The 22,660-nt window shown below is 63.2% G+C and carries 20 protein-coding genes; 1 reads left to right on the plus strand and 19 read right to left on the minus strand.

Annotated features, from left to right (window positions below; all coding sequences use genetic code 11):
- Positions 1-22: 22 nt before the first annotated feature.
- Together DBV08_RS02440 and DBV08_RS02445 are read right to left on the minus strand one after the other, a co-directional pair.
- Positions 23-1,432 carry a wax ester/triacylglycerol synthase family O-acyltransferase gene (locus DBV08_RS02440; protein WP_124566401.1) on the minus strand — a complete coding sequence of 470 codons (1,410 nt, stop codon included), beginning with the start codon at positions 1,430-1,432 and terminating at the stop codon, positions 23-25.
- Positions 1,426-1,851, minus strand: coding sequence for an HAD-IA family hydrolase (locus tag DBV08_RS02445; protein ID WP_124566402.1), 426 nt, complete (start codon positions 1,849-1,851; stop codon positions 1,426-1,428). Before DBV08_RS02445 ends, DBV08_RS02440 begins: the two co-directional genes overlap by 7 nt.
- A 129-nt stretch (positions 1,852-1,980) precedes the next feature.
- On the opposite strand from DBV08_RS02445, the gene DBV08_RS02450 reads away from it, so the two are divergent.
- Positions 1,981-2,499 (plus strand): Rv3235 family protein, encoded by a 519-nt coding sequence (locus tag DBV08_RS02450; RefSeq protein ID WP_260395256.1) that lies wholly within the window; start codon positions 1,981-1,983, stop codon positions 2,497-2,499.
- A 36-nt stretch (positions 2,500-2,535) separates the two neighbouring features.
- Here DBV08_RS02450 and secA read toward each other — a convergent pair whose 3' ends face one another.
- From secA to DBV08_RS02535, 17 genes are all read right to left on the minus strand, one after another.
- The gene (gene secA, locus DBV08_RS02455) at positions 2,536-5,379 is read right to left on the minus strand and encodes a preprotein translocase subunit SecA (RefSeq protein WP_124566403.1); all 2,844 of its coding nucleotides are present in this window, start codon (positions 5,377-5,379) and stop codon (positions 2,536-2,538) included.
- 130 nt (positions 5,380-5,509) lie between these two features.
- On the minus strand, positions 5,510-6,190 hold the full coding sequence (gene hpf, locus DBV08_RS02460; RefSeq protein WP_003940893.1) for a ribosome hibernation-promoting factor, HPF/YfiA family: 681 nt from the start codon (positions 6,188-6,190) through the stop codon (positions 5,510-5,512).
- A 175-nt stretch (positions 6,191-6,365) separates the two neighbouring features.
- The gene (locus DBV08_RS02465) at positions 6,366-7,064 is read right to left on the minus strand and encodes a ComF family protein (RefSeq protein WP_124566404.1); all 699 of its coding nucleotides are present in this window, start codon (positions 7,062-7,064) and stop codon (positions 6,366-6,368) included.
- A gap of 67 nt (positions 7,065-7,131) precedes the next feature.
- A complete protein-coding gene (gene lpqB / locus DBV08_RS02470) occupies positions 7,132-8,910 on the minus strand; it encodes an MtrAB system accessory lipoprotein LpqB (protein ID WP_124566405.1) in 1,779 nt (592 codons plus the stop codon).
- Entirely contained in the window at positions 8,907-10,646 is a 1,740-nt protein-coding gene (gene mtrB / locus DBV08_RS02475) for an MtrAB system histidine kinase MtrB (RefSeq protein ID WP_124566406.1), read from the minus strand. Before mtrB ends, lpqB begins: the two co-directional genes overlap by 4 nt.
- Positions 10,643-11,320: an MtrAB system response regulator MtrA gene (gene mtrA / locus DBV08_RS02480; RefSeq protein ID WP_003941013.1), complete on the minus strand. Its 678-nt coding sequence runs from the start codon at positions 11,318-11,320 to the stop codon at positions 10,643-10,645. The genes mtrB and mtrA overlap by 4 nt, the downstream gene beginning before the upstream one ends.
- A gap of 116 nt (positions 11,321-11,436) precedes the next feature.
- A complete protein-coding gene (locus DBV08_RS02485) occupies positions 11,437-12,078 on the minus strand; it encodes a dTMP kinase (protein ID WP_095969092.1) in 642 nt (213 codons plus the stop codon).
- Between the two features lie 80 nt (positions 12,079-12,158).
- Entirely contained in the window at positions 12,159-13,637 is a 1,479-nt protein-coding gene (gene ahcY, locus DBV08_RS02490) for an adenosylhomocysteinase (protein WP_003940766.1), read from the minus strand.
- A 60-nt stretch (positions 13,638-13,697) separates the two neighbouring features.
- Positions 13,698-14,324 carry a TetR family transcriptional regulator gene (locus tag DBV08_RS02495; RefSeq protein WP_095969091.1) on the minus strand — a complete coding sequence of 209 codons (627 nt, stop codon included), beginning with the start codon at positions 14,322-14,324 and terminating at the stop codon, positions 13,698-13,700.
- A gap of 48 nt (positions 14,325-14,372) precedes the next feature.
- Positions 14,373-14,555 carry a rubredoxin gene (locus tag DBV08_RS02500; RefSeq protein WP_095969090.1) on the minus strand — a complete coding sequence of 61 codons (183 nt, stop codon included), beginning with the start codon at positions 14,553-14,555 and terminating at the stop codon, positions 14,373-14,375.
- Complete coding sequence (locus DBV08_RS02505; RefSeq protein WP_095969089.1) at positions 14,552-14,737, minus strand: rubredoxin; 186 nt, start codon at positions 14,735-14,737, stop codon at positions 14,552-14,554. The genes DBV08_RS02500 and DBV08_RS02505 overlap by 4 nt, the downstream gene beginning before the upstream one ends.
- A complete protein-coding gene (locus tag DBV08_RS02510; RefSeq protein ID WP_124566407.1) occupies positions 14,737-15,963 on the minus strand; it encodes an alkane 1-monooxygenase in 1,227 nt (408 codons plus the stop codon). Before DBV08_RS02510 ends, DBV08_RS02505 begins: the two co-directional genes overlap by 1 nt.
- Before the next feature lie 110 nt (positions 15,964-16,073).
- On the minus strand, positions 16,074-17,570 hold the full coding sequence (locus DBV08_RS02515; protein ID WP_124566408.1) for an amino acid permease: 1,497 nt from the start codon (positions 17,568-17,570) through the stop codon (positions 16,074-16,076).
- A gap of 86 nt (positions 17,571-17,656) precedes the next feature.
- On the minus strand, positions 17,657-18,628 hold the full coding sequence (locus tag DBV08_RS02520; RefSeq protein ID WP_124566409.1) for a cation diffusion facilitator family transporter: 972 nt from the start codon (positions 18,626-18,628) through the stop codon (positions 17,657-17,659).
- Positions 18,629-18,672: 44 nt separating this feature from the next.
- Positions 18,673-19,914 carry a mannose-6-phosphate isomerase, class I gene (gene manA, locus DBV08_RS02525; protein ID WP_124566410.1) on the minus strand — a complete coding sequence of 414 codons (1,242 nt, stop codon included), beginning with the start codon at positions 19,912-19,914 and terminating at the stop codon, positions 18,673-18,675.
- Entirely contained in the window at positions 19,915-21,009 is a 1,095-nt protein-coding gene (locus DBV08_RS02530; RefSeq protein WP_124566411.1) for a tobH protein, read from the minus strand. It lies immediately after the preceding gene.
- Between the two features lie 163 nt (positions 21,010-21,172).
- A complete protein-coding gene (locus DBV08_RS02535; RefSeq protein ID WP_003941022.1) occupies positions 21,173-22,546 on the minus strand; it encodes a phosphomannomutase/phosphoglucomutase in 1,374 nt (457 codons plus the stop codon).
- Positions 22,547-22,660: the final 114 nt, after the last annotated feature.

Raw genomic sequence — 22,660 nt, forward strand, 5'->3', positions numbered from 1 at the left:
AGACCACCTTCATGCTCGTTCGTCACCGACTCGCATCCGTCAATTCCTCGAGTGACTCGAAGATCAGCGAACGAACGACGTCGACGTCCGACATCGCGTCACGGTCGGCATTCAAACCGTAGTAGACATTTCCGTCGTACGACGTCAGGGCAATGCTGAGTGTCTGATTCTTGAGCAGTGGCGACACCGGATACATCTCCAGCATCCGAGCTCCGCCGAGGTAGAGCGGGAACTGCGGCCCTGGCGCATTGGTGATCATCAAGTTGAACATTCGCTGCGACAGACTGCTGGCCGCCCGGGAGCTCATCGCATGCAGCGTCGACGGCGCAAACCCGGACATTCGCACCATCGTCTGCGCGGTGACTCGCCGACCCTGACGCGCGAATGCCTCCGTCGCATGCGCCACGTGCGAGAGCCGAACCACAGCGTTGGGTTCACCGACAGGCAGGTCGATGAGGAACGAGGAAACATGTCCCGGCGCCTGCGGATCGTCGACGTCGGGACTCTCGGGGCCATCCGTGTAGACCGACATGGGCACCATCGCCCGCACGATCGTCGCCTCGGTCACCGGCTCGCCACGCGAGAGCAACCAGTTCCGCATCGCTCCAGCGATGACGGTCAGAATCACGTCGTTGATCTCGCACCCGTACCGCGCGCGAATGCGTCGATAGTCCTCGAGTGACGTCTTGGCCACCGCGAGGCGTCGATTGCGCGAGATTGTGGCGTTGAGCGGGCTCGACGGGGCAACCTGCGTCGCCGTTCGAACGACTTCTGCGAGCTTTCCGAGTGCGCTCACCGCCTCGGTGACGGACGTGGTCACGTCGTTGAACGCCGCACGCGCCCGCGCGATCCCCTCCCCCGGGCTCGTCACGAGATCCGCCAGCGCGCTGACCAACAAGCTGGTATCGCTCGGCGGCCTGGCGGGCATCCACAATTCTTCGGGGCCGGGCGCTCGATTCTTCTCCGGATCGAAGATCACCTGACTGATCTCGGGAGCCGCCTCGCCGTCCACCAACGACGAATGGGACTTCGTGAAGATGGCAAATCTGTTTCTGCTCAGCCCCTCGACCAGGTACATCTCCCACAGCGGTCTCGTGCTGTCGAGAGGTCTCGACGTCAGCCGCGCGATCAGATCCATCAGCTGTTCGTCGGACCCCGGCTTGGGCAGAGCCGATCGACGTACGTGGTACGTGATGTCGAAATCCGAGTCGTCCACCCACACCGGGCGGGCCAGCCCGAACGCCACCTCACGAACTCTCTGGCGGTACCGCGGAACCGATCCGAGCCGATCTTCGACCAGGCGAAGCAATTCCTCGTGATCGATCCCGTTTCGCAATTGCCGGAAAATCCCCAACGAGCCGACATGCATCGGCGTCGTCCCGGCTTCGAGGAAGTAGAAGGCCGCGTCCTGAGTGGTCAGTCTGTTCACCATGGCTTCGTGTCCCCTCCTTCGCCGAGCTCGAACAGAATCGACAACTCCTCGATGGTCGATTCCGAGCCGACGTGATGGACCCCGACCATCCCGACGGCCACCGCCGCGCGAACGTTCACCTCGAGATCGTCCACGAAGACGAACTCCCCCGGATCGACGCCCAACCGACTCGCAGCCAACAGATAGATCTCGGCGTCGGGCTTCGCCATCTCGACGTCACCGGACAAGATCACGTCGTCGACCAAGACCCCGTCACCGAGATCCCGCAACCACTGAGCATTGGCACCGCCGGGATCATTGCTGACGATTCCCGTCACGATTCCGCGGGCCCTCACCGCGCGCACGACCGCGCTCAAGCCGTCGAGATCCGATCCCGGACCGAACAGCACGCCACCGACATCCAACAGAAGTCCCCGCACGCCATCACCCTAAGTCGCGATGGTGATCACGGCGACATCTCGAGCGTTTCGTGTCATGCTTCTCACCATCGCTCGGGGGAGCGAAGTCGAGACGGTTGTCTCGGACGCACGATCATCCGGGGGGATGTCATGGAGCAGGACTGCGCAATCATTCTCGAGCCGGCGCCGCACTTCGAGCCGCACGCACACACCGTCGTGCTGGTGCGGCCACAGTGTCGGCCAGACCGAATGCAGTGCCGAACAGACCGGATGCTGCATCGCCCGCGAAAGTCGCCGCACAACGGAACGTCGCCCGGTGCCGGGTTCACTCACACTCCGGAACCGCGCTTGGCAGGTGCCGACATCTTCTGGAATCGATCGCTTCGCCTGGTTCTCGAAACCGTCGACCGACGACGAAATCCACGACAGCTCAAGGGCGTGTTGACGCCGTCCGTCCTGGAAGTTGTTGCACGACTTTACACTTCGGATTTCCCGGCCCGAAAGCTGGGCGGCGCGGCCGTTCACCGCACCCACGTTCAAGCAGTGTCGGAGAGTACCGCCGAAGTATGTGCGACGTACACACGAGGCACGCAGACGTTTGCCGTCGCGGGTCGGATCGACCGCACAGACGGAACAGGCTGGACGGTCACCGCACTACACGTGGTGTGACCGTCCAGCCTGCCGAGTACTACCTGCGCTGGTTTCTCAGCGCTTGCGCTTGGACTTCGGAGCCCGATTGCTCTTCGACTGCGTCCGCGCTGCTTCACGACGTTCGCGACGCGAGGCGGCGCCGTCACCGGAGTCGGCGGCCGAGTCGCGAGTTGCCTTCGCCTTGCCGTCCTCGTCCGGGCCGGTGTACGTCAGTCGTGACGGACCTTCGTCGTCAAGTCCCTTGGCGCGCAACGCCGTCGGGGCAGCAGTTCCGGCAGTCCTGGCCGCAGCTTCCTGCGTCGGGAGCGGCTTGGGCGCCGTGGCCGACGCCGCGGCGGCCGAGCCTGCGGTGACGGAAATTCCACTCGCGGGCTGAGCCGGCGCTGCCTCGACCTGGAGATTGAAGAGGAATCCGACGGACTCTTCCTTCAATCCGTCGAGCATGCCGATGAACATGTCGTAACCCTCGCGCTGGTACTCGACCAATGGATCGCGCTGGGCCATCGCACGCAGACCGATTCCCTCCTTGAGGTAATCCATCTCGTAGAGATGCTCACGCCACTTGCGGTCCAGGACCGAGAGGAAGACACGACGCTCGAGTTCGCGCATACCGTTTTCGCCGGCGATCGCATCGATCTCGGCCTCACGCTTCTTGTACGCCGCGTGGGCGTCTTCGAGCAAAGCGGTTCGCAGGTCGTCACGACTCAGGTCACTGTTGATGCCTGCGCCGTCCTCCCCCGCCAACGTCTTGTGATCGATACCGACCGGGTACAGCGTCTTGAGCGCAGTCCACAGCTGCTCGAGATCCCAGTCCTCGACGTATCCCTCAGCGGTGGCGCCGTCGACGTAGGCGGTGACCACGTCGGTGATCATCTGCTCGACCTGGCCCTCCATGTCCTCACCCTCGAGGATCTGGCGGCGCTCTTTGTAGATGACCGTTCGCTGCTGGTTCATGACCTCGTCGTACTTGAGGACATTCTTGCGAATCTCGAAGTTCTGCTGCTCCACCTGGGTCTGAGCACTCTTGATGGCCTTCGAGACCATCTTGGCTTCGATCGGGACGTCGTCGGGCAGGTTCAGGCGCGTCATGATCGACTCGAGTGCCGAACCGTTGAAGCGGCGCATGAGCTCGTCACCGAGCGAGAGGTAGAACCGCGATTCGCCGGGATCACCCTGACGTCCGGAACGACCACGCAACTGGTTGTCGATACGACGTGATTCGTGACGCTCGGTGCCCAGGACGTACAGGCCGCCGGCATCGCGGACCTTCTCGGCGTCGGCCTTGACCTCGGCCTTGACCTCGTCCAGAACTGCGTCCCACGCTGCCTCGTACTCGTCCGGCGTCGTAACCGGATCGAGGCCCTTCTTGCGCAGCGCGATGTCGGCGATGATGTCCGGGTTACCACCGAGCACGACGTCGGTACCGCGGCCGGCCATGTTGGTCGCGACAGTGACCGCACCGGACCGACCGGCCTCGGCGATGATGGTCGCTTCCTTCTCGTGGAACTTCGCGTTCAGGACGTTGTGGGCGACACCGCGCTTGGTGAACTGCTTGGACAAGTACTCCGAGCGCTCGACGCTGGTGGTACCGATGAGGACGGGCTGGCCGTTCTCGTGGCGCTCGACGACGTCGTCGACCACCGCGTCGAACTTGGCTTCCTCGGTCTTGTAGATGAGGTCGCCGTTGTCGACTCGAACCATCGGACGGTTGGTCGGGATCGGAATCACGCCGAGGGTGTAGGTCTGATGAAGCTCGGCAGCTTCCGTCTCGGCGGTACCCGTCATGCCCGACAACTTGTCGTACAGACGGAAGTAGTTCTGCAAGGTGATCGTGGCGAGGGTCTGATTCTCCGCCTTGATCTCCACCTTCTCCTTGGCCTCGATCGCCTGGTGCATGCCCTCGTTGTAGCGGCGGCCGACCAGCACGCGGCCGGTGAACTCGTCGACGATGATGACCTCACCGTCACGGACGATGTAGTCCTTGTCCTTGGTGTAGAGCTCTTTGGCCTTGATCGCGTTGTTCAGGTAGCTCACCAGCGGCGAATTCGCGGCTTCGTACAGGTTGTCGATACCGAGCTGGTCCTCGACCAGTTCGACGCCCGCCTCGTGCACACCGATGGTGCGCTTGCGGATGTCGACCTCGTAGTGAACGTCCTTCTTCAGCAGCGGCGCGATGCGCGCGAATTCGCTGTACCACTTGCTGGAGCCGTCGGCCGGGCCCGAGATGATGAGCGGAGTTCGCGCTTCGTCGATGAGGATCGAGTCGACCTCGTCCACGATGGCGAACGCATGGCCACGCTGGACCAGGTCGTCCAACGAATGCGTCATGTTGTCGCGCAGGTAGTCGAAACCGAACTCGTTGTTGGTTCCGTAGGTGATGTCCGCTGCGTAGGCGACGCGACGCTCGGCCGGCGTCATGCCCGAGAGGATCACGCTGGTCTCGAGGCCGAGGGCGCGGTGAACGCGGCCCATCCACTCCGAGTCACGCTTGGCGAGGTAGTCGTTGACTGTGACCACGTGGACGCCGTCGCCGGCGATCGCGTTGAGGTATGCCGGAAGAACGCAGGTCAGGGTTTTGCCCTCACCGGTCTTCATCTCGGCGACGTTGCCGAAGTGCAGGGCCGCTCCACCCATGATCTGCACGTGGAAGTGCTTCTGGTCGATCACGCGCCACGACGCCTCGCGGGCCACGGAGAATGCCTCGGGCAGCAGCTCGTCGAGGGATTCCCCGGCGGCGTAGCGCTCACGGAACTCGGTGGTCTTGGCTTTGAGTTGCTCGTCTGTCAGGCCTTCGACATCGGGCGACAGAGATTCGACATGCTCGGCGATGTGCTTGAGCCGCTTGACCATGCGACCTTCACCAACACGGAGCAGCTTCGATAGCGACAGCGACGGCACAGTCTTCTTCGTCCTCAATCTTCGGCGACAGGGGTCACACACTGAAAATCCGGCCGGGGTCCGAAAACTCCGGCCGGATTCCATGGTAGGCGCTACCGGCGGCGAGCGAGCAAACCCACCACCGATTCGGTCATGTCAGGCGGATCAATCCGTAGTCGAAAGCGTGACGACGGTAGACGACGGACGGCTTGTCCGACTCCTTGTCATGGAAGAGAAAGAAGTCGTGTCCGACCAGTTCCATCTCGTAGAGAGCGTCGTCGATGGTCATCGGCTCGGCCGGGTGATCCTTCGTGCGGACCACGCGTCCGGGGCCGTCGTACTCGTCCGGCTCTTGACCGTTCAGCGAAATGTCCGGTGTGACTCCGAGTGAGTCTGCATCGACGAGGGAGGCGGTTGCCTCCGCGACGGATACCGGTCGCTTGTCACCGTAATGGACCTTCTTGCGGTCCTTGGTTCGACGGAGGCGACTCTCGAGCTTGTCGATCACCGATTCGAAGGCGGCGTAGAAGCTGTCTGCGGACGCTTCGGCTCGGGCCACCGGGCCTTTACCTCGAGCGGTGATCTCGACGCGCTGGCAACTCTTCGCCTGTCGTCGGTTGCGTTCATGTTGGAGTTCCACGTCGAAGTGGAATATGGAGGGGTCGAAGTGTTCGAGTCGCGCCAGCTTTTCCGAAACGTAGATTCGGAAGTGATCGGGGATCTCGACATTTCGTCCCTTGACTACGACGTCGGATCTCGGAGCTGCGGCATTCTCGGAACGCTCGATGGTGGCGTCCTCGATGAAAAACGAGGCTTGCGAAGGGGTCGTCACTCGTACCTCCCAATTACGGCCCCGCCCCACGGTGGGCGGCGGCAAATTCTGCAAGTACCGAGAGGGGATCCGCCCGGCACCAGTATCGAAGTACCACCTCCTACCAGTATTTTCGGGTGTGCCGCCGACGCTAGTACGTAACGCGCGCGAGTGCCACTGTTCCAACGAAATTCATCTAAGCCCCTGCAAGGACAAGCACGAGAGTTGTCCGAATCCCACTGAGCGAGAGAGCCCGAACCGACTCTGCCGCAGTCGCTCCCGTGGTCAGGACGTCGTCGAGCACGACGATGTCGCTGTCCTGCGCCATGGAAGAGATCGCTGTGGTGTCGAGAGACACACGACCGTTCACATTGGTCACCCGGTCGGCCGCGGACAGCCCGACCGAGTCACGTACGCCCCGCGTCATCCGGAGAATCGGACACACTCGTATCGGACGAGCCACAGCAGAACCGGTTTCGCGCTTTTCGCGCACACTCTCGGCTACCCGGCGCACGGGATCACCCCCGCGAGAGCGCGCCGCGCGGGCGCGTGTGGGTGCCGGCACCAGGACGATCGGGTCCCGAATCCCGGTGCCGAGCTCGCCCCACCGTTCCAGCGTGGCCAATGCACCGGCCACAGCGATCCCCAGAGGCGTCGCGAGGTCCCGACGACCCCGTTCCTTCATCTCGATCACACTGCGTCGTCTGGGGCCGTCGTAGCGGCCGAGTGCCCACACCGGCACGCCCGGGTCGACGCGCGGACTCAGTTGAACCGGATGGTCACGCATCAGTTCCGCGCACTCACGACACCACAGAGTCCCCGTGCGGCCACACCCACCACACTCGCGCGGCAACAACAGATCGAGCAGGCCGGCACCGAATTTCTTGTCCCCCATGGCCGAATCATGACCTGGGGCACCGACATGAAACCGAGCGCCGACGCGTCAGCCGGGTGGAGACGCGTCAGCCAGGTAGAACCGGGATGGCTTTCTGTCCGGTCAGCACGGTCACTTCACGCCAACGACGATCCCCGGCGGGGTCGTTGTTGTTCAGTTGGAACACCGCGCGCGCGTCGGCCACGTACTCGGTGGTCGGCGACGCATCCACGGAGGTGACGGGAGCCGTCAGGTTTCCACTCGGCAGCGCGTCCATTCGGGAACCGTCGATCGCGACCTGGACGACCGGTATGTCGGCTCCACTGCGCGCGATCACGATGGTGTCGCTGTTGCTCCAGTCGAGCGAGAGCGCGGTACTGCCCAAACCGGAGGCCACAGCGCGTGGACTCGTCAGGGCGTAGACCCCGCTGGCTGTGCGCACGACTACGGCCAGGTAGACCTTGCCGTCGATGATCATCGCCGCTCGCACACCGTCACGGGAGAGTCGTAGTTCCGAGATCGTGGAACCGACCGACGTCAGGGCCCCGACATCGACATTGGTGACCGACACCCGGCCGGTGCCTGGTTCACGGACGACCCGTACGACGGTATTGCCGTTCACGGCCGCCCAGACCGCGTTGTTGTCCAGCTCCCACGAAGGTCGGGTGATGGCACTGCCTTCGAGTACCGGAACGGATCCTTCGCCGTAGGTCCCGAGCGACAAGTCGAATCTTGTGGCTGGATCCGGCCGAGCAGTGTCCGCGACGGCTGCCACCAACTTGCCGTCCCGGGAGAGAGCGGCCGCTGTGAGGTTGCCCGCAGTGCCCGCGAAGCCGGGCACCGGAGCCGCCTCCTGCTCGGTGACGCTCACCAGTGAGCCGTTGCGCAGGGCGTGCAGTCCGACGGTCGCACTCGTGGTGGCCAGCGGGTTGGTGGATGCGACGTCAGCGGTGGTCCAGCCGTCCGCATGAGCTGCGTCCAGCGGTTCGCCGTCGATCTCCAGTACGTACGGTCCCGCGACATCGGCATTGGCGAGCGTCCAAATGACCTGTGCTGCAAACAATCCACGAGTAGCAGCATCCATCGGGTTGTCGAGGCGGAAGTTGATGCGCACGCCACCTAGCCCGACACCGACCTGTCCCGGCTTGCCGTCGGCCTTGGTGATCGGACCGATCACCGACACGCCATTGCCGAGTTCGTTTCGTACAGCCGGCGCCAGCGCTGCCTTCGGTCCGTCGATCATCAGACCGATCAGCTGAGCTGCCACCTGGTCCTGCCCGCCGGAAATCCAGCGAAGGTCGGGGACGACCGTCTGACTCGTGGGGTCGAGGAAGAACAACGACTTGCGCTGATAGGCGCCGAGGAACTGCGGGCGCTCCATGATCACACCGGGTGGCAGATCACTGATCCGCCATTCGCCGTCGGTCAACGTCAGGGTCATCCTCGCTTCGAAGCTGCCCTCTTCGGGAACGTACAGTCCGCCCGGATCGAGGCGACCGACCTTGTTCACCCGAATCGTGTACACCGCTTCGGAACTGGTTCGCGATGCGGACAGGGTGTCGATCTTGTCGACGATGACGGCGCTGGACGCGTCGTCCCAGCGCGCCGACGCGTCCTTGGTGAGGTACTGACGTGCTGCGGCATGCCGGTTGGACGGATCGGTACTCGCCTTGACGAAGTCGCGTACCAGCAGGTCCGGCTCTCGCCCTGATGCCGGTGATTCGACGGAGGTTCCGGGCACGGCTGTTGCCAGAGTTCCGATTGCCTGCGGCGACGAGGACTCGGGCAAACTCGCGCACGCGCCGGTCAGCAACAGCACGCTGAGCGTTGTTGCGAGAAGTCCCAGACGACGGCGGGTTCCGATCATGATCGATCTCCGCCACTGGACTCGTTCCGCGAGTCCGGTTCACGCGGAGTCGGCAGGGACGACGTGACCTCGCCGACCGTATCGGCGACGATGTCGGCTTCGCTCGGTGTGCGCACGAATTTGGTGGTCGTCGGCTTGAGCGGCAGCGGACTCGACACGACTTTCTTGCCGCGGGTACGCGAGAGCGTCAGCCGGAAGCAGGCGCCGACGCCTGGTTCGCCCCAGGCTTCGAGCTTGCCGTCGTGCAGATTCGCGTCCTCGACGCTGATCGCGAGGCCGAGTCCGGTGCCACCACTGCGGCGCACGCGGGACGGGTCCGATCGCCAGAACCGATTGAAGACCAACTTCTCCTCCCCTGGCCGCAATCCCACACCACTGTCACGGACGATGAAGGCGAGAGCATTGTCGTCGGCGCGAAGGCGAAGCAGGATCGGCTTCCCTTCACCGTGATCGATGGCGTTGGCCAGGAGATTTCGCAGGATGCGTTCGACGCGGCGCGGATCCACATCGGCCATGACGGGCTCGTCGGGCATGTCCACGATCAGTTCGGTGCCGGATTCGCGGGCGAGATGGCGAACCGTGGAAACCGCCGCTCGAGCGCACATACGCACGTCGAGTTGTTCGGACGCGAGTTCCGCGACGCCGGCGTCGTGGCGGGAGATCTCGAGGAGGTCTGCCAGTAGCCCCTCGAACCTGTCCAGTTCGGCGACAAGCAGTTCCGACGACCGACGCAGCATCGGGTCGAGGTTCTCACTGCCGTCGTAGATCAGGTCGGCTGCCATTCGGACCGTCGTCAGTGGAGTGCGGAGTTCATGGCTGACATCGGAGGTGAAGCGTTTCTGGAGACTGCCGAACTCCTCGAGTTGGGTGATCTGTTTCGACAGACTCTCGGCCATCTCGTTGAAGGACATGGCCAGGCGCGCCATGTCGTCCTCGCCGCGGACCGGCATTCGTTCCTTGAGTCGGCCGTCTGCGAAACGCACCGCGATCCGTGAGGCCGATCGAATGGGAAGGACGACCTGTCTGGCGACCAACAGTGAAATCGCCGCCAGGAGCACCAGCAACACCGCTCCACCGATCAGCAGGGTGCTTCGAACCAGAGAGAGACTTCGGTCTTCGCTGGCCAGCGGGAAGATCAGGTACAGCTCGAGACCGGAGATCGACGACGCGGTGGGGCTACCGATGATCAGCGCGGGTCCGGAGTAACCGTTCGGGTTGGACACCGTCGCGAATTGGTAGCTGATCTGGCCGCGTTTGACGAACTCGCGCAGGTTGTCGGGGATCTGATCGACCGGGCCCGAACTCGTCGGCTGGCGCGGCCCGTCCCCGGGCACGATGAGCACCGGATCGAAGGTGCCGGCCGAACCGGAGGCCTGGCCCGAGGTCTGGTTTCGACGGCTCGTCAGTCCGGACGCCGCGCTCTCCAATTGGACGTTCAGTGCCGTCGAATCGTCGACGCCGGCGAGTTGGTCTTCCACGATGCCGCGGGCACGGTCCATTTCTTCGGTCGCCGCAGTGATCTTCGTTTCCAACAGCCGATCGGTGATCTGGCTGGTGAGCACGACGCCGAGAATGACGATGACGATCAAGGACAGCGTCAAAGTCGAGACGACCACTCGCAACTGGAGCGAGCGTCGCCACGTGTGCGCGAGGGTGTTGCTCATCGAGTGACACCACCGCAGGAATGGCGTCAGCCGTCGGTTGAGACGACGACGCCACCTGGAAACTCCGTTCACGGCGGTCCGGCCTTGTAGCCGACCCCCCTGACCGTCAGAACCACTTCGGGATTCTCGGGATCAGTTTCGACCTTGGCGCGCAAACGCTGAACGTGCACGTTCACCAGACGGGTGTCGGCGGCATGGCGGTATCCCCACACCTGCTCGAGGAGGACTTCACGGGTGAACACCTGGCGCGGCTTGCGCGCCAAGGCGACCAGCAGGTCGAATTCGAGTGGTGTGAGCGAGATCTGCTCGCTGCCGCGGCTGACCTTGTGTGCCGGCACGTCGATCACGATGTCGGCGATGCTCAGCAGTTCGGCCGGTTCTTCTTCGGTACGGCGCAGGCGAGCGCGCACCCGCGCCACCAACTCCTTCGGCTTGAACGGCTTCATGATGTAGTCGTCCGCACCGGATTCGAGGCCGAGCACGACGTCGACGGTGTCGGTCTTGGCCGTCAGCATCACGATGGGCACACCGGAATCCGCACGCAGAACCCGGCATACGTCGATGCCGTTCATTCCGGGAAGCATGAGATCGAGCAGGACCAGATCGGGCCGAGTCTCACGCACTGCCGCGAGCGCCAGGGTTCCGTCGCCTACCACGTAGGGATCGAAACCCTCACCACGCAGCACGATCGTGAGCATCTCGGCGAGTGCCGTGTCGTCGTCGACAACCAGAATCCTTGGTTTCATATCCCTATCGTTGCATCTCGGAGCGATGAATCAGACCGTTACGTGGCCGTGCGGCGTGCCGCGTCTTTCCCTCTACTGTGCCGGAAAGTTCGAATCACGGCCGCAAGGGTGACCGATCACGCGAAATCCGCGAGCCTGTGCGCCAGGTCGGCCGGGTCCGTCTCCGGCCCCACGATCCACCAGGGTGAGACCCAGGCCGTCGCTGCCAACTGCGTGTACAGCTCACCGGTTCTTGCTTGCAGGCCGCCGTCGCGCTCGTAGGCGTCGAGCTGACGCGACGCGTCCTCGGCCTCACGCGAGCGGGCGCGCTGCTCGGCGAGCGCTACCGGTACGTCGAGGTACAACTGCAGATCGGGAGCGGGGAGAGCGAGTCGGCCCAGCTCCAATTCACGGACCCAGGCGACCATCTCGCCGTCCACGCCCTGATGCACGCGCGCCGCGTTGTAGGCGGCGTTGGACGCCACGTAGCGGTCGAGGAGAACAATGTCGTTGGTGGACAACAGTTCCGAGATCCGATCCGCAGCACCGGCGCGGTCCAAGGCGAACAGGACTGCCATCGCGTTCACGGATTCAGCCAGATCTCCGTGTGATCCTTTGAGTGCCTCGGCAGCAAGATCCGCGTGGATCGACTTTCCGTACCTCGGAAAATCCAGAGTTGCGATCGACGTGCCGCCGCGGCGGAGTTCGCTCTCCACTTTGCCGATCAACGTTCGCTTTCCAGCTCCGTCGAGGCCTTCCAATGCCACCAGTGTTCCCACGGCGGACAAGCCTATCCCCCGGCCTGCTTGCGCAGACCGGGGGACGGCGGGCACTACATTCTCAGCGACGAATCACCGGGTCAGTAGCGGTAGTGCTCCGGCTTGTACGGGCCTTCGACGTCGACGCCGATGTACTCAGCCTGATCCTTCGTGAGCTTGGTCAGCGTGCCACCGAGTGCCTCGACGTGGATCTTGGCGACCTTCTCGTCGAGGTGCTTCGGGAGGCGGTAGACCTCGTTGTCATACTCGTCCGGCTTCGTCCACAGTTCGATCTGTGCGATGACCTGGTTGGAGAAGCTGTTGCTCATCACGAACGACGGGTGGCCCGTCGCGTTGCCGAGGTTGAGCAGGCGGCCTTCGGACAGCACGATGATCGAGTGGCCGTCGGCGAAGGTGAACTCGTCGACCTGCGGCTTGATGTTGATCCGCGTGACGTCGCCGGACTTCTCGAGGCCGGCCATGTCGATCTCGTTGTCGAAGTGACCGATGTTGCCCAGGATGGCCTGGTGCTTCATGGCCTTCATGTGCTCGAACGTGATGATGTCCTTGTTACCTGTGGACGTGATCACGATGTCGGCCCAACCGATGGCCTGCTCGACGGTCTTGACCTCGAAGCCGTCCATGAGCGCCTGAAGGGCGTTGATGGGGTCGACCTCGGTGACTGCGACGCGAGCGCCCTGGCCACGAAGTGCCTCGGCACAACCCTTGCCGACGTCGCCGTAACCACAGACCAGCGCAGCCTTGCCACCGATCAGAACGTCGGTGCCGCGGTTGATGCCGTCGAGCAGCGAGTGGCGCGTGCCGTACTTGTTGTCGAACTTGCTCTTGGTGACCGAGTCGTTGACGTTGATCGCGGGGAACGTGAGTTCGCCGGCAGCGGCAACCTGGTACAGGCGCAGAACGCCCGTTGTGGTCTCCTCGGTGACGCCCTGGACGGACTCCGCGATTGCCGTCCACTTGCCCTTGTCGGACTCGAGGGACTGACGCAGAAGTGCGAGGAAGACCTTGTACTCGTCGGAATCCTGGTCGTCGTCCGTGGGCGGTACGACGCCGGCCTTCTCGAACTGTGCGCCCTTGAGCACCAGCATGGTGGCGTCGCCGCCGTCGTCGAGAATCATGTTGGCGGGCTCGCCCGGCCAGGTCAGCATCTGCTCCGCTGCCCACCAGTACTCTTCGAGGGTTTCACCCTTCCAGGCGAAAACCGGAACGCCCTTGGGCTCTTCCGGGGTGCCGTGCGGACCGACGACGATGGCGGCGGCAGCATGATCCTGCGTGGAGAAGATGTTGCACGAAGCCCAGCGGACCTCGGCGCCGAGCGCCGTCAGCGTCTCGATCAGAACCGCGGTCTGAATGGTCATGTGCAGCGAGCCGGACACGCGAGCGCCCTTGAGCGGCAACACCTCTGCGTATTCGCGACGAAGCGCCATGAGGCCGGGCATCTCGTGCTCTGCCAGACGGATTTCCTTGCGACCGAACTCCGCGAGCGAAAGATCTGCAACTTTGAAGTCGATGCCGTTACGGCTCTCGGCCACGGGCGTTGTTGAAACTGAGGTCGTCATCTGCCTCTCCTGGTTGACGTGCAAACTATGCACAAGCCTATCGGTGTACCAGGCTATCGGTTAGACGCCCTCTCCCGCCCGCCCCTCTCGCGCCACGTCGATGAAGGGCCCGAGCAACGTGCCCAGATCCTCCGCCACCGAAGCCCCGGACTCCGGCGGCATCGAAATGTAGCTGAGACCGAGACGCGCGATCGCCCTGGCCAAGATCCCGGCATCAGCGGGTGACGCCTGTATCCACCCTCGCTGGAAACTCTCCGCAAGCCGTGACGACGCCCGCTCGATGATGACCGCGCTGTCGGTGGTGATCAGGCGAAGCAGATCCGGCTTGGCCTCACCGGTGAGGAGTGAGATCACCAATGGGTCGGTTGCACTGGAGGCGAAAAACGATCCGAAGCCCGCCATCAACGCCTCGACTGCACGTCCTTCGTTCGCCACCATGGCCTCGTCCACGGCGTCGACGAATCCGTCGGCAAGGCGAAGCGCGTACGCCTCGGCAAGCCCTTGCCTCGAACCGAACTCGTTGTAGAGCGTCTGACGACTCACACCGGCATGCTTGGCCAGAACTGTCAGCGTCACCTCCGACCAGTCGCGCTCGGTCAACAACTCACGCATCGAATCGAGCACCGACGTACGCAGCAGCAGGCGCGACGCTTCTTTCTGCGGCAGACGAGTGGGCGTCGAAGTCATGCTGACGACACTACCGCCGCACTCAGGTCTCTTCGACGCCGACGCATCTCACCGTCGTTCGACCTCCACCATGAAGAAGTCACTCTTCGCCGCCCCGCAGTCCGGGCAACTCCAGTCGTCGGGAATGTCGTCCCAGCGAGTGCCCGGCTCGATACCGTCGTCCGGCCAGCCGACCGCCTCGTCGTACTCGAATCCGCACTGCGCGCACTGATACAGCTTGTAGTCGTTCATGATTCACTCCCCGCCGGTGCCGGCATCGTTTCGAAGTCCAGCTTTTCCCTCACGCCGCAGTCCGGGCAGCACCAGTCGTCCGGAACGGCATCCCACGGCGTACCGGCCGGAAACCCTTCTCGTGGTGCACCCTTCGACTCGTCGTAGACGTATTCGCACACCGGGCATCGGTAGCTGCTCATCACGCTGCTCCGTACCGAGCGAGGATGCGATCGCGCTTGGACGGCTGAACGTTGACGCGGGTGATGTCGCCGCCGTAATGCGCAAGGACCTTGGGATCCATCACTTTTCGCCACAGCGGCGGAACGTAGGCGAGCATGATCATGCTCGCGTAGCCGCTGGGCAGGTTGGGTGCGCCGTCCATGCTTCGAAGCGTCTGATACCGACGCGTCGGGTTCGCGTGGTGGTCACTGTGACGCTGGAGGTGATACAGGAAGATGTTGGTGCAGATGTGATCGCTGTTCCAACTGTGCTCCGGTGCGGCACGCTCGTACCGCCCACTGTCCAGACGACGACGCTTCAGTCCGTAATGTTCGAGGTAGTTGACGGTTTCGAGCAGACAGAACCCGAAGACGGCCTGCAGCACCAGGAACGGCAGCACCGAGAGCCCGAAGACGGCGACGAGGACACCGAAGAGCACGACGGACATCAACCACGAATGCAGGACGTCGTTGCGAATTGTCCACGGCTTCTTACCCAGTCGATCGAGTCTGGCCTTTTCCAGGGACCACGACGAGCGCAGAGAACCCCACACACTGCGCGGCAGGAAAGTCCAGAAACTCTCACCGAAACGAGACGACGCCGGATCCTCGGGCGTGGCGACACGCACGTGGTGTCCACGATTGTGCTCGATGTAGAAGTGGCCGTAAAACGACTGCGCCAGAGTGATCTTCGACAACCAGCGCTCGAGATCATCCTTCTTGTGGCCGAGTTCGTGTGCGGTGTTGATCCCGATTCCTGCGACGCAACCGATACTGATCGCCAGGCCGATCTTGGAGATCAGCCCTAGTCCGCCGTCGATTCCGAGCCAGGACAGATCGGTGGCCGACCAGAGATAGCAGGCCACGACCAGGCTGGCCAACTGGAACGGTATGTAGATGTAGGTGCAGTACCGGTAGTACTTGTCGTTCTCGAGGCGTTCCATCACCTCGTCCGGCGGATTCTCGCCGTCCGGACCGAAGAAGATGTCGAGGATCGGGAGCAGAATGTAGACGAGCAGCGGTCCGATCCACCACCACACCGGCGAGATCGCATTCCATCCGAGACTGTTGAACAACGCGACCAACCCGACGGCAATGAAGACCGCCGTCGGCGGTACCAGGCCGAGCAGCCAGAGATACCTCTTCTTGTCGCGCCACTGCTCGGATGGGAGCGTCTGCCCGGACTGCGAGTTCACGTGCGTCGACACGGTCTGCCTCCTCGATTCGGACCAACTCGGTAACTGTGAGTCAGTTCACTATGAGATAGACAGTACTACTGATTTTGTACAAGCGATAGACAAATGGACAACTTTGTACATCACTCGATTTCGCCGCGTTCGCGCTTCCCGATCATCGAATGCTGCCTGCTGTAGGCGAAATAGATGACAACTCCGACAGCCATCCAGACCACGAACCTCATCCAGGTCTCCACCGACAGGTTGAACATCAGCCACAGACACGCGAGGACAGCCAGAATCGGGACCAGAGGGACCAGTGGCACCCGGAACCCGCGCGGAAGGTCCGGTCGCGTCCGCCGAAGCACGAGAACCCCGATCGAGACGAGAACAAACGCGAACAGTGTGCCGATGTTCACCATTTCCTCGAGGGTGCCGATCGGAAAGACTCCGGCGAGCACCGCGACCACGACGCCGACCAAGATCGTGATCCGCACGGGAGTTCCGTGCTTGCCCGTCGGCGCCAGCCGTCGTGGCATCAGACCGTCGCGGGCCATCGCGAAGAGCACCCTTGTCTGACCGAGCATCAGCACCATCACCACCGTCGTGAGACCGGCCAACGCTCCGAACGAGATGACGTTCTTCGCCCAGGTGATGTCGTGGAACGCGAATGCCGTCGCCAGGTTGGACGTATCACCCTCGAGTTCGGTGTATTTCACCATCCCCGTCAGCACGAGTGTCACCGCCACGTACAGAACCGTGACGATCAACAGTGAGCCCAGGATGCCTCGCGGCAGCGCCTTCTGCGGCTCCTTCGCTTCCTCAGCAGTCGTGGCGACGACGTCGAATCCGATGAACGCGAAGAACACCAGACTGGCCGCCGCGAGCAATCCGTACCACCCGAACGTGCTGCCACCGGCCCCCGTCACGTACGAGAACAGCGACTGGTGAATGCCCTCCCCCGTCGAGCCCGGTTGGGACGGCGGAATGTACGGCGAGTAATTGTCGGTGTCGATGTAGAACAGACCGACGATGATCACCAGCAACACCACCGCCACCTTGATCGCCGTGATCACCAGTGACACCCTCGACGAGAGTTTCGTACCGGTCGCGAGAAGGATCGTGATGACAGCGATCACCAGCACCGCACCCCAGTCGAACGAGATCGGCCCCAACTCGACGATCGGGCTGCGTGAGCCCATCACTTCACCGAGGTACAGCGACCAGCCTTTTGCCACCACCGAAGACGCCAGGGCGAATTCGAGGATGAGATCCCAGCCGATGATCCAGGCAACGAATTCGCCGAACGTCGCGTACGAGAACGTGTATGCGCTACCGGCGACCGGGACCGTCGACGCGAACTCGGCGTAACACAGCGCTGCCAGTCCGCAGGCGATGGCGGCAATGACAAACGCCAGGGAAACCGACGGCCCGGCGACGTTTCCCGCCGTCCGCGCCGTGAGCGTGAAGATGCCGGCGCCGATGACCACCGCGACGCCGAACACCGTGAGATCCCACGAGTTCAGCTCTTTCCGGAGTTTGGTTTCCGGCTCGTCGGTGTCCTTGATGGACTGCTCGATCGATTTGGTTCGAAACAGCTTCGACCGGCCGGATCCGGCCTGCTCGTCCTTGACAGCCATTGCCGCCTCCTTGCTGGGGACCCGCAGGTCCCACCATGGGCAAGTAGAGAGATGGCATCAGCCTAAGCCCGCAGGCGCGGCTTTGTTCAGGGTTTGTCGGGAGCCTGTAGATCTGTCTCAGGGCGGTCGGAACCAGGTCGATCCGCACTGAGACGATCGAGGTCCGGCTCGAGGTAGATCACCCGCGCCGCGGGCACTGCAGCGCGCACGCGGGACTCGGCCTCGTCGATCGCCGTCGCCACATCGGAGATCGTCGAGCCGAGTGGTACCGCAACCTTGGCCGCAACGAGGATTTCCTCGGGACCGAGGTACTGCGTCTTGCAATGGATGACACGTTCGATGCGAGTTCCGTCCACGAGGGCATTCAGGATCAGTTCGGTCTCGACCGGCGTTGCGCCCTCACCGATCAGCAATGACTGCATCTCGATGATCAGAATGACCGCGATGATGCCGAGCAGGACACCGATGCACAGGGTTCCGATACCGTCGAACACCGGATTTCCGGTCACCATCGTGAGGCCGACGCCGCCGAGTGCAAGCACCAGACCGATCAGTGCTCCGGTGTCCTCGAGCAGCACTACCGGAAGTTCCGGACTACGAGAGGTTCGGATGAAGTTCCACCACGACGCATTTCCCTTGAGCGGTCGTGATTCCTTCGCTGCGGTCCGGAAGCTGTAGCCCTCCAGGCAGATCGCGATCAACAGGATCGCGATTGCCACGAAAGCCGAATTGAGTTCTTCCGGATGCTGAATCTTGTGAATACCTTCGTAGATCGCGAAGAGCGATCCGAGAGTGAACAGCATGAGCGCGACGACAAACGAGTAGAAGTATCGGCTGCGCCCGTATCCGAACGGGTGAAGTTGGTCCGCCTCGCGTTCGGCCTTCTTCTGCCCCAGGAGCAGCAGTCCTTGATTGGACGTGTCGGCCACCGAGTGCACCGATTCCGCGAGCATCGACGACGATCCGGTGATCAAGAATCCGGCGAACTTGGCTACGGCAATTCCGGCATTGGCTCCGAGGGCCGCCAGAATTGCCTTTTTGCCACCATGAGCCGACACAATGTCTCCTCGCTGTCGACCGGGATTCTTATCGTCCGAGATGTTCATCGACCGAGATGTTCATGACCGACGACGGCACTGAAAACCTGCGCAGTCGGTGTTCGCGCACTCAGGTGTACTTCGGGCTCTTCGGCAGCGATCCACGCCGCTCGCCCCCGGTCGAGGTCGAGCGTGTCGGCACTGCACGTCGCAGTGACCGCACCCTCGGTGCAGATCAGAATCCGGGGGCCGCCGGCTTCGACAACGAGGTCGGTGGAATTCGAGTCGAACTCCAGACGCGTCAAACGAAACTCGGGTGCGGGCGTGACGTACTCGTATCTACCTGATCCTGACTGACCTGATGACTGGGCCGGATCGAGCACTTCGATATCGGCCCCGACGAAGTCCAGAACCCTCAACAGTTCGGGCACGTCGACGTGCTTGGGCGTCAGCCCACCGCGCAGAACGTTGTCGGAGTTGGCCATGATCTCGACCGCGAGTCCATGGAGATACGCGTGGAGATTGCCGGCAGCGAGAAACAGTCCTTGGCCGGGCTCGAGGGTGACGCGGTTGAGCAGCAGTGCCGCCAGAACGCCGGCGTCGCCGGGGTACGCCTCACTCAATTCCAACGCGGTGCGAATCTCGGTCACGAATTCGGCGTCGTGATGCGCGACGTAGGTTATGCACCCCGCAAGTACGGCAGGGAGCAACGTCCCGAGCACTGTGGACGGCAGCGTGATCCACGTCGTGAACAAGGCTCGGAGTCCGTCGGAATCGGGTTGGCCTTCGAGCAGTCCGATGTACGGCTCCAACTCGTCGACGGCCAGAGCGCGCAGCAGTTTGACAGTTCGCGTCGGCTCGCGGAATCCGGCAAGCGCTTCGAATCTGCTCAGCGCGACAACGAGTTCGGGCTTGTGGCTGCCGTCCTTGTAGTTGCGAATCGGCGACTCCATGGGAACGCCGAGTGCGTTCTCACGACGAAAACCCTCTTCGGCTTGAACGGCGCTGGGATGCGCCTGAAGTGACAGCGGTTCTTCCGCCGCAAGCAGCTTGAGCAGGAATGGGAGTCGCTCACCGAACGCCTCGAGGTTCTCGCGGCCGAGTTCGCGTTCGGGTTCGCGGTGCAGGACCTCGAGCAACGACTCGCTTCCGGATTCGGTGATCACGCGCGCCGGGTCACCCGGGTGCGCGCCCAACCACAATTCCGCCTCGGGATGATTCGACGGAGTCGCAAGACCGCGTAGTTCGGCAATTGCCGTTCGCGAGCCCCACGCGTAAGAACGAAGTGCACCTTCGAGTTCACGCACTTACTTCGCACCGCCTGTCAACTGCACGTACGCCGCGGCCATGTCTACTCGAGACGCCAACACGAATACCTGCTCCATCTCCGAGATCACCACGTTGGTCTGGTCTTCGTCCGCCGCCACCACCAGATCGGCGTCGGCCAGTGCGTCCATCCGGCGTCTCGCCTCCCCGCGCGTGGATTCGGTCGCGAAGACGAATGCCCGCGCCGGCGGGGTCGGCAGTGCGCCGTCGAGTTGCGGATCGTGAAAGAACGGGTCGTGGAACACCGAATCACGGGAAGTTGCGTCCGGCGCGAACAACGCCCGAGCAGAACGAATCACCTCGGACAGTTCGGCGGCAGCGGCGTTCAGGCCCGAGCCCATCAGCGAAACACTCGAGAACTCTGCGAGTGCTGTTGTCACGGAACCACTTCCACACAGAACGACCCGTCGGCCGCTCATTCTGGTGGCCAACGACTTGGCCGGGTTGTGGAACACCTCGTTGGACGGCCCGTCCCGCAGCGCCTCGGCATCAACTGCGTCGGCGATTCGACCGAGTACCGCCGAACGGTCCTCGATCGATCCCTTGCCCTCGATTTCGGCGGCAACGGCCAGGAAGACGGCGAGGAACCGCGTCATGGTGTGCCGCGGCGAGGCGTAGAGCCGCGGCGGCAAAGCCATGGTGCGCCCGGCCGCCACGGCTCGCATGGGCCCCTCGTCGGGAACGGCGACAACAACTTCGGCGCCGCGGCGTACGGCACTGTCGACGGATTCGACCAGGCGTGGATCACCGGCATCGTCACCAGCGACGACGATCACGTCCAACGGCCCGGCCCACGAGGGCGTCCGGTCGAGTACGAGGAGCGGGCAACCGACCGAATCTCCGACGAGAGCGAGCGCGATCCTGGCTCCGTGTCGAGCGCCACCGGCACCGGGGATCAGTACGACGCTGCGCGGACGCAGACCGGCCAACCGAGAGATGACACCCTCGCCGACGGCCGATGCGGTGGCCCGAATCTGTGCGCCCCCCATGGCCACAGAACGCAGTAGCCCTTCCGAATCGGCAGCCGACAAACCCTCGCTGTCGTCGAGGTCGAGAAGTGGCATCGGCGCTGTCATCTCACCGCACCCCCTTCTCCGTTAGCAGTTCCCGCACCATCCAGCATTCCAGCTCTACGCGGTCCGTGGTGGCAAAGCCCTCGTTCCCGAGGCCGTCGTCCCCGAGATAGTCCCCCAACTATCCCAGGGCTTCGGCTCACCGACAAACCGATCAGACTCGGATTCAAGCCCGGACGATCGCCAGAATTTCGTTCACCAACGCGTCGACATCGGCGGACGTGGGCGCTTCGACGTTGAGTCGCAGCAAAGGCTCGGTGTTGGACGCACGCAAGTTGAACCAGGCATTCCCCTCGAGACTGACCGTGACACCGTCGAGGCGATCCACCGACTCGGTGCGGTCCGCAAATGCTGCCAGCACAGCGGCCGTGCGATCGGCCGCGTCAGCCACCGTGGAGTTGATCTCGCCCGAGGCCGCGTAGCGGGTGTACTCCGCCATCAACTCGGAGAGCGGACGGTCCTGCTCGCCCAGTGCGGCGAGTACGTGCAACGCCGCAAGCATGCCGGAATCAGCACCCCAGAAATCGCGGAAGTAGTAGTGAGCGGAGTGCTCGCCGCCGAACACGGCACCGGTCTCGGCCATCTCCTGCTTGATGAACGAGTGGCCGACTCGGGTACGAATCGCGACGCCGCCGAGTTCTTCGACCAGTTCGGGCACTGCTCGTGACGTGATCAGGTTGTGGATGATCGACGCACCCGGTTCCTTCGCGAGTTCGCGCTTGGCGACAAGTGCGGTCACCGCGGACGGAGAGACTGGGTCGCCCTTCTCGTCGACGACGAAGCAACGGTCCGCGTCACCGTCGAAAGCCAAGCCGATGTCTGCTCCGGTTTCACGCACGTAGGCCTGCAGGTCCACGAGGTTGGCCGGATCGAGGGGGTTGGCTTCGTGGTTGGGGAACGTGCCGTCGAGCTCGAAGTAGAGCGGGAGGACGTCGAGGGGCATCGGCCCGAATACGGCCGGCGCGGTGTGCCCTCCCATGCCGTTGCCTGCATCGACTGCAACCTTCAGCGGGCGCAACGCAGCCAGGTCGACCAGACCGCGGAGGTAGCTCGCATATTCCTCGAGGACGTCCTTGGTGCTGGCGGTGCCTGCCGGTCCGTCGTACGCGGGAACACCCGAGACGACCTCGGCGGAGATGACTGCCAGGCCGGTGTCCTGACCGACCGGCTTGGCGCCGGCCCGGCACATCTTGATGCCGTTGTACTTGGCGGGATTGTGGCTCGCCGTGAACATCGCGCCCGGGCAGTTCAGCAAACCGGATGCAAAGTAGAGCTCGTCGGTCGACGCCAACCCGATGTAGACGACGTCGAGGCCTTGAGCGAGCACACCGTCACCGAAAGCCGAGGACAGAGTGGGCGACGATGCACGCATGTCGTAGCCGATCACAACCGTCGTGGCGGCGCCGGCCTCGTCACGGACCAAGCGGGCGAACGACGCACCGACGTCGCGGACAAAATCTTCGTCGATCTGCTCACCGACCACACCGCGCACGTCGTACGCCTTGATGATTGCAGCAACCGACTCGGCTGTTCGCCCCACTGAAAACTCTCCTTGTGCATGCACCCTCACAGACGGGAACGTCCGGGCGCATGGCGTCCGGAGATTCGCAGTACTCGGGTGTGGAAGTACTCGGTCGAGCCTAGCCTCTGCGGC

The sequence above is a fragment of the Rhodococcus sp. KBW08 genome, assembly GCF_003852455.1.
GTDB lineage: Bacteria > Actinomycetota > Actinomycetes > Mycobacteriales > Mycobacteriaceae > Rhodococcus_F > Rhodococcus_F baikonurensis.

Excerpts from the sequence above, each read along its gene's own strand:
- DBV08_RS02440 (WP_124566401.1), bottom strand. The coding sequence starts at position 1,432 with ATGGTGAACAGACTGACCACTCAGGACGCGGCCTTCTACTTCCTCGAA.
- DBV08_RS02450 (WP_260395256.1), top strand. The coding sequence starts at position 1,981 with ATGGAGCAGGACTGCGCAATCATTCTCGAGCCGGCGCCGCACTTCGAG.
- DBV08_RS02465 (WP_124566404.1), bottom strand. The coding sequence starts at position 7,064 with ATGGGGGACAAGAAATTCGGTGCCGGCCTGCTCGATCTGTTGTTGCCG.
- lpqB (WP_124566405.1), bottom strand. The coding sequence starts at position 8,910 with ATGATCGGAACCCGCCGTCGTCTGGGACTTCTCGCAACAACGCTCAGC.
- mtrA (WP_003941013.1), bottom strand. The coding sequence starts at position 11,320 with ATGAAACCAAGGATTCTGGTTGTCGACGACGACACGGCACTCGCCGAG.
- ahcY (WP_003940766.1), bottom strand. The coding sequence starts at position 13,637 with ATGACGACCTCAGTTTCAACAACGCCCGTGGCCGAGAGCCGTAACGGC.
- DBV08_RS02495 (WP_095969091.1), bottom strand. The coding sequence starts at position 14,324 with ATGACTTCGACGCCCACTCGTCTGCCGCAGAAAGAAGCGTCGCGCCTG.
- DBV08_RS02500 (WP_095969090.1), bottom strand. The coding sequence starts at position 14,555 with ATGAACGACTACAAGCTGTATCAGTGCGCGCAGTGCGGATTCGAGTAC.
- DBV08_RS02505 (WP_095969089.1), bottom strand. The coding sequence starts at position 14,737 with ATGAGCAGCTACCGATGCCCGGTGTGCGAATACGTCTACGACGAGTCG.
- DBV08_RS02515 (WP_124566408.1), bottom strand. The coding sequence starts at position 17,570 with ATGGCTGTCAAGGACGAGCAGGCCGGATCCGGCCGGTCGAAGCTGTTT.
- DBV08_RS02530 (WP_124566411.1), bottom strand. The coding sequence starts at position 21,009 with ATGACAGCGCCGATGCCACTTCTCGACCTCGACGACAGCGAGGGTTTG.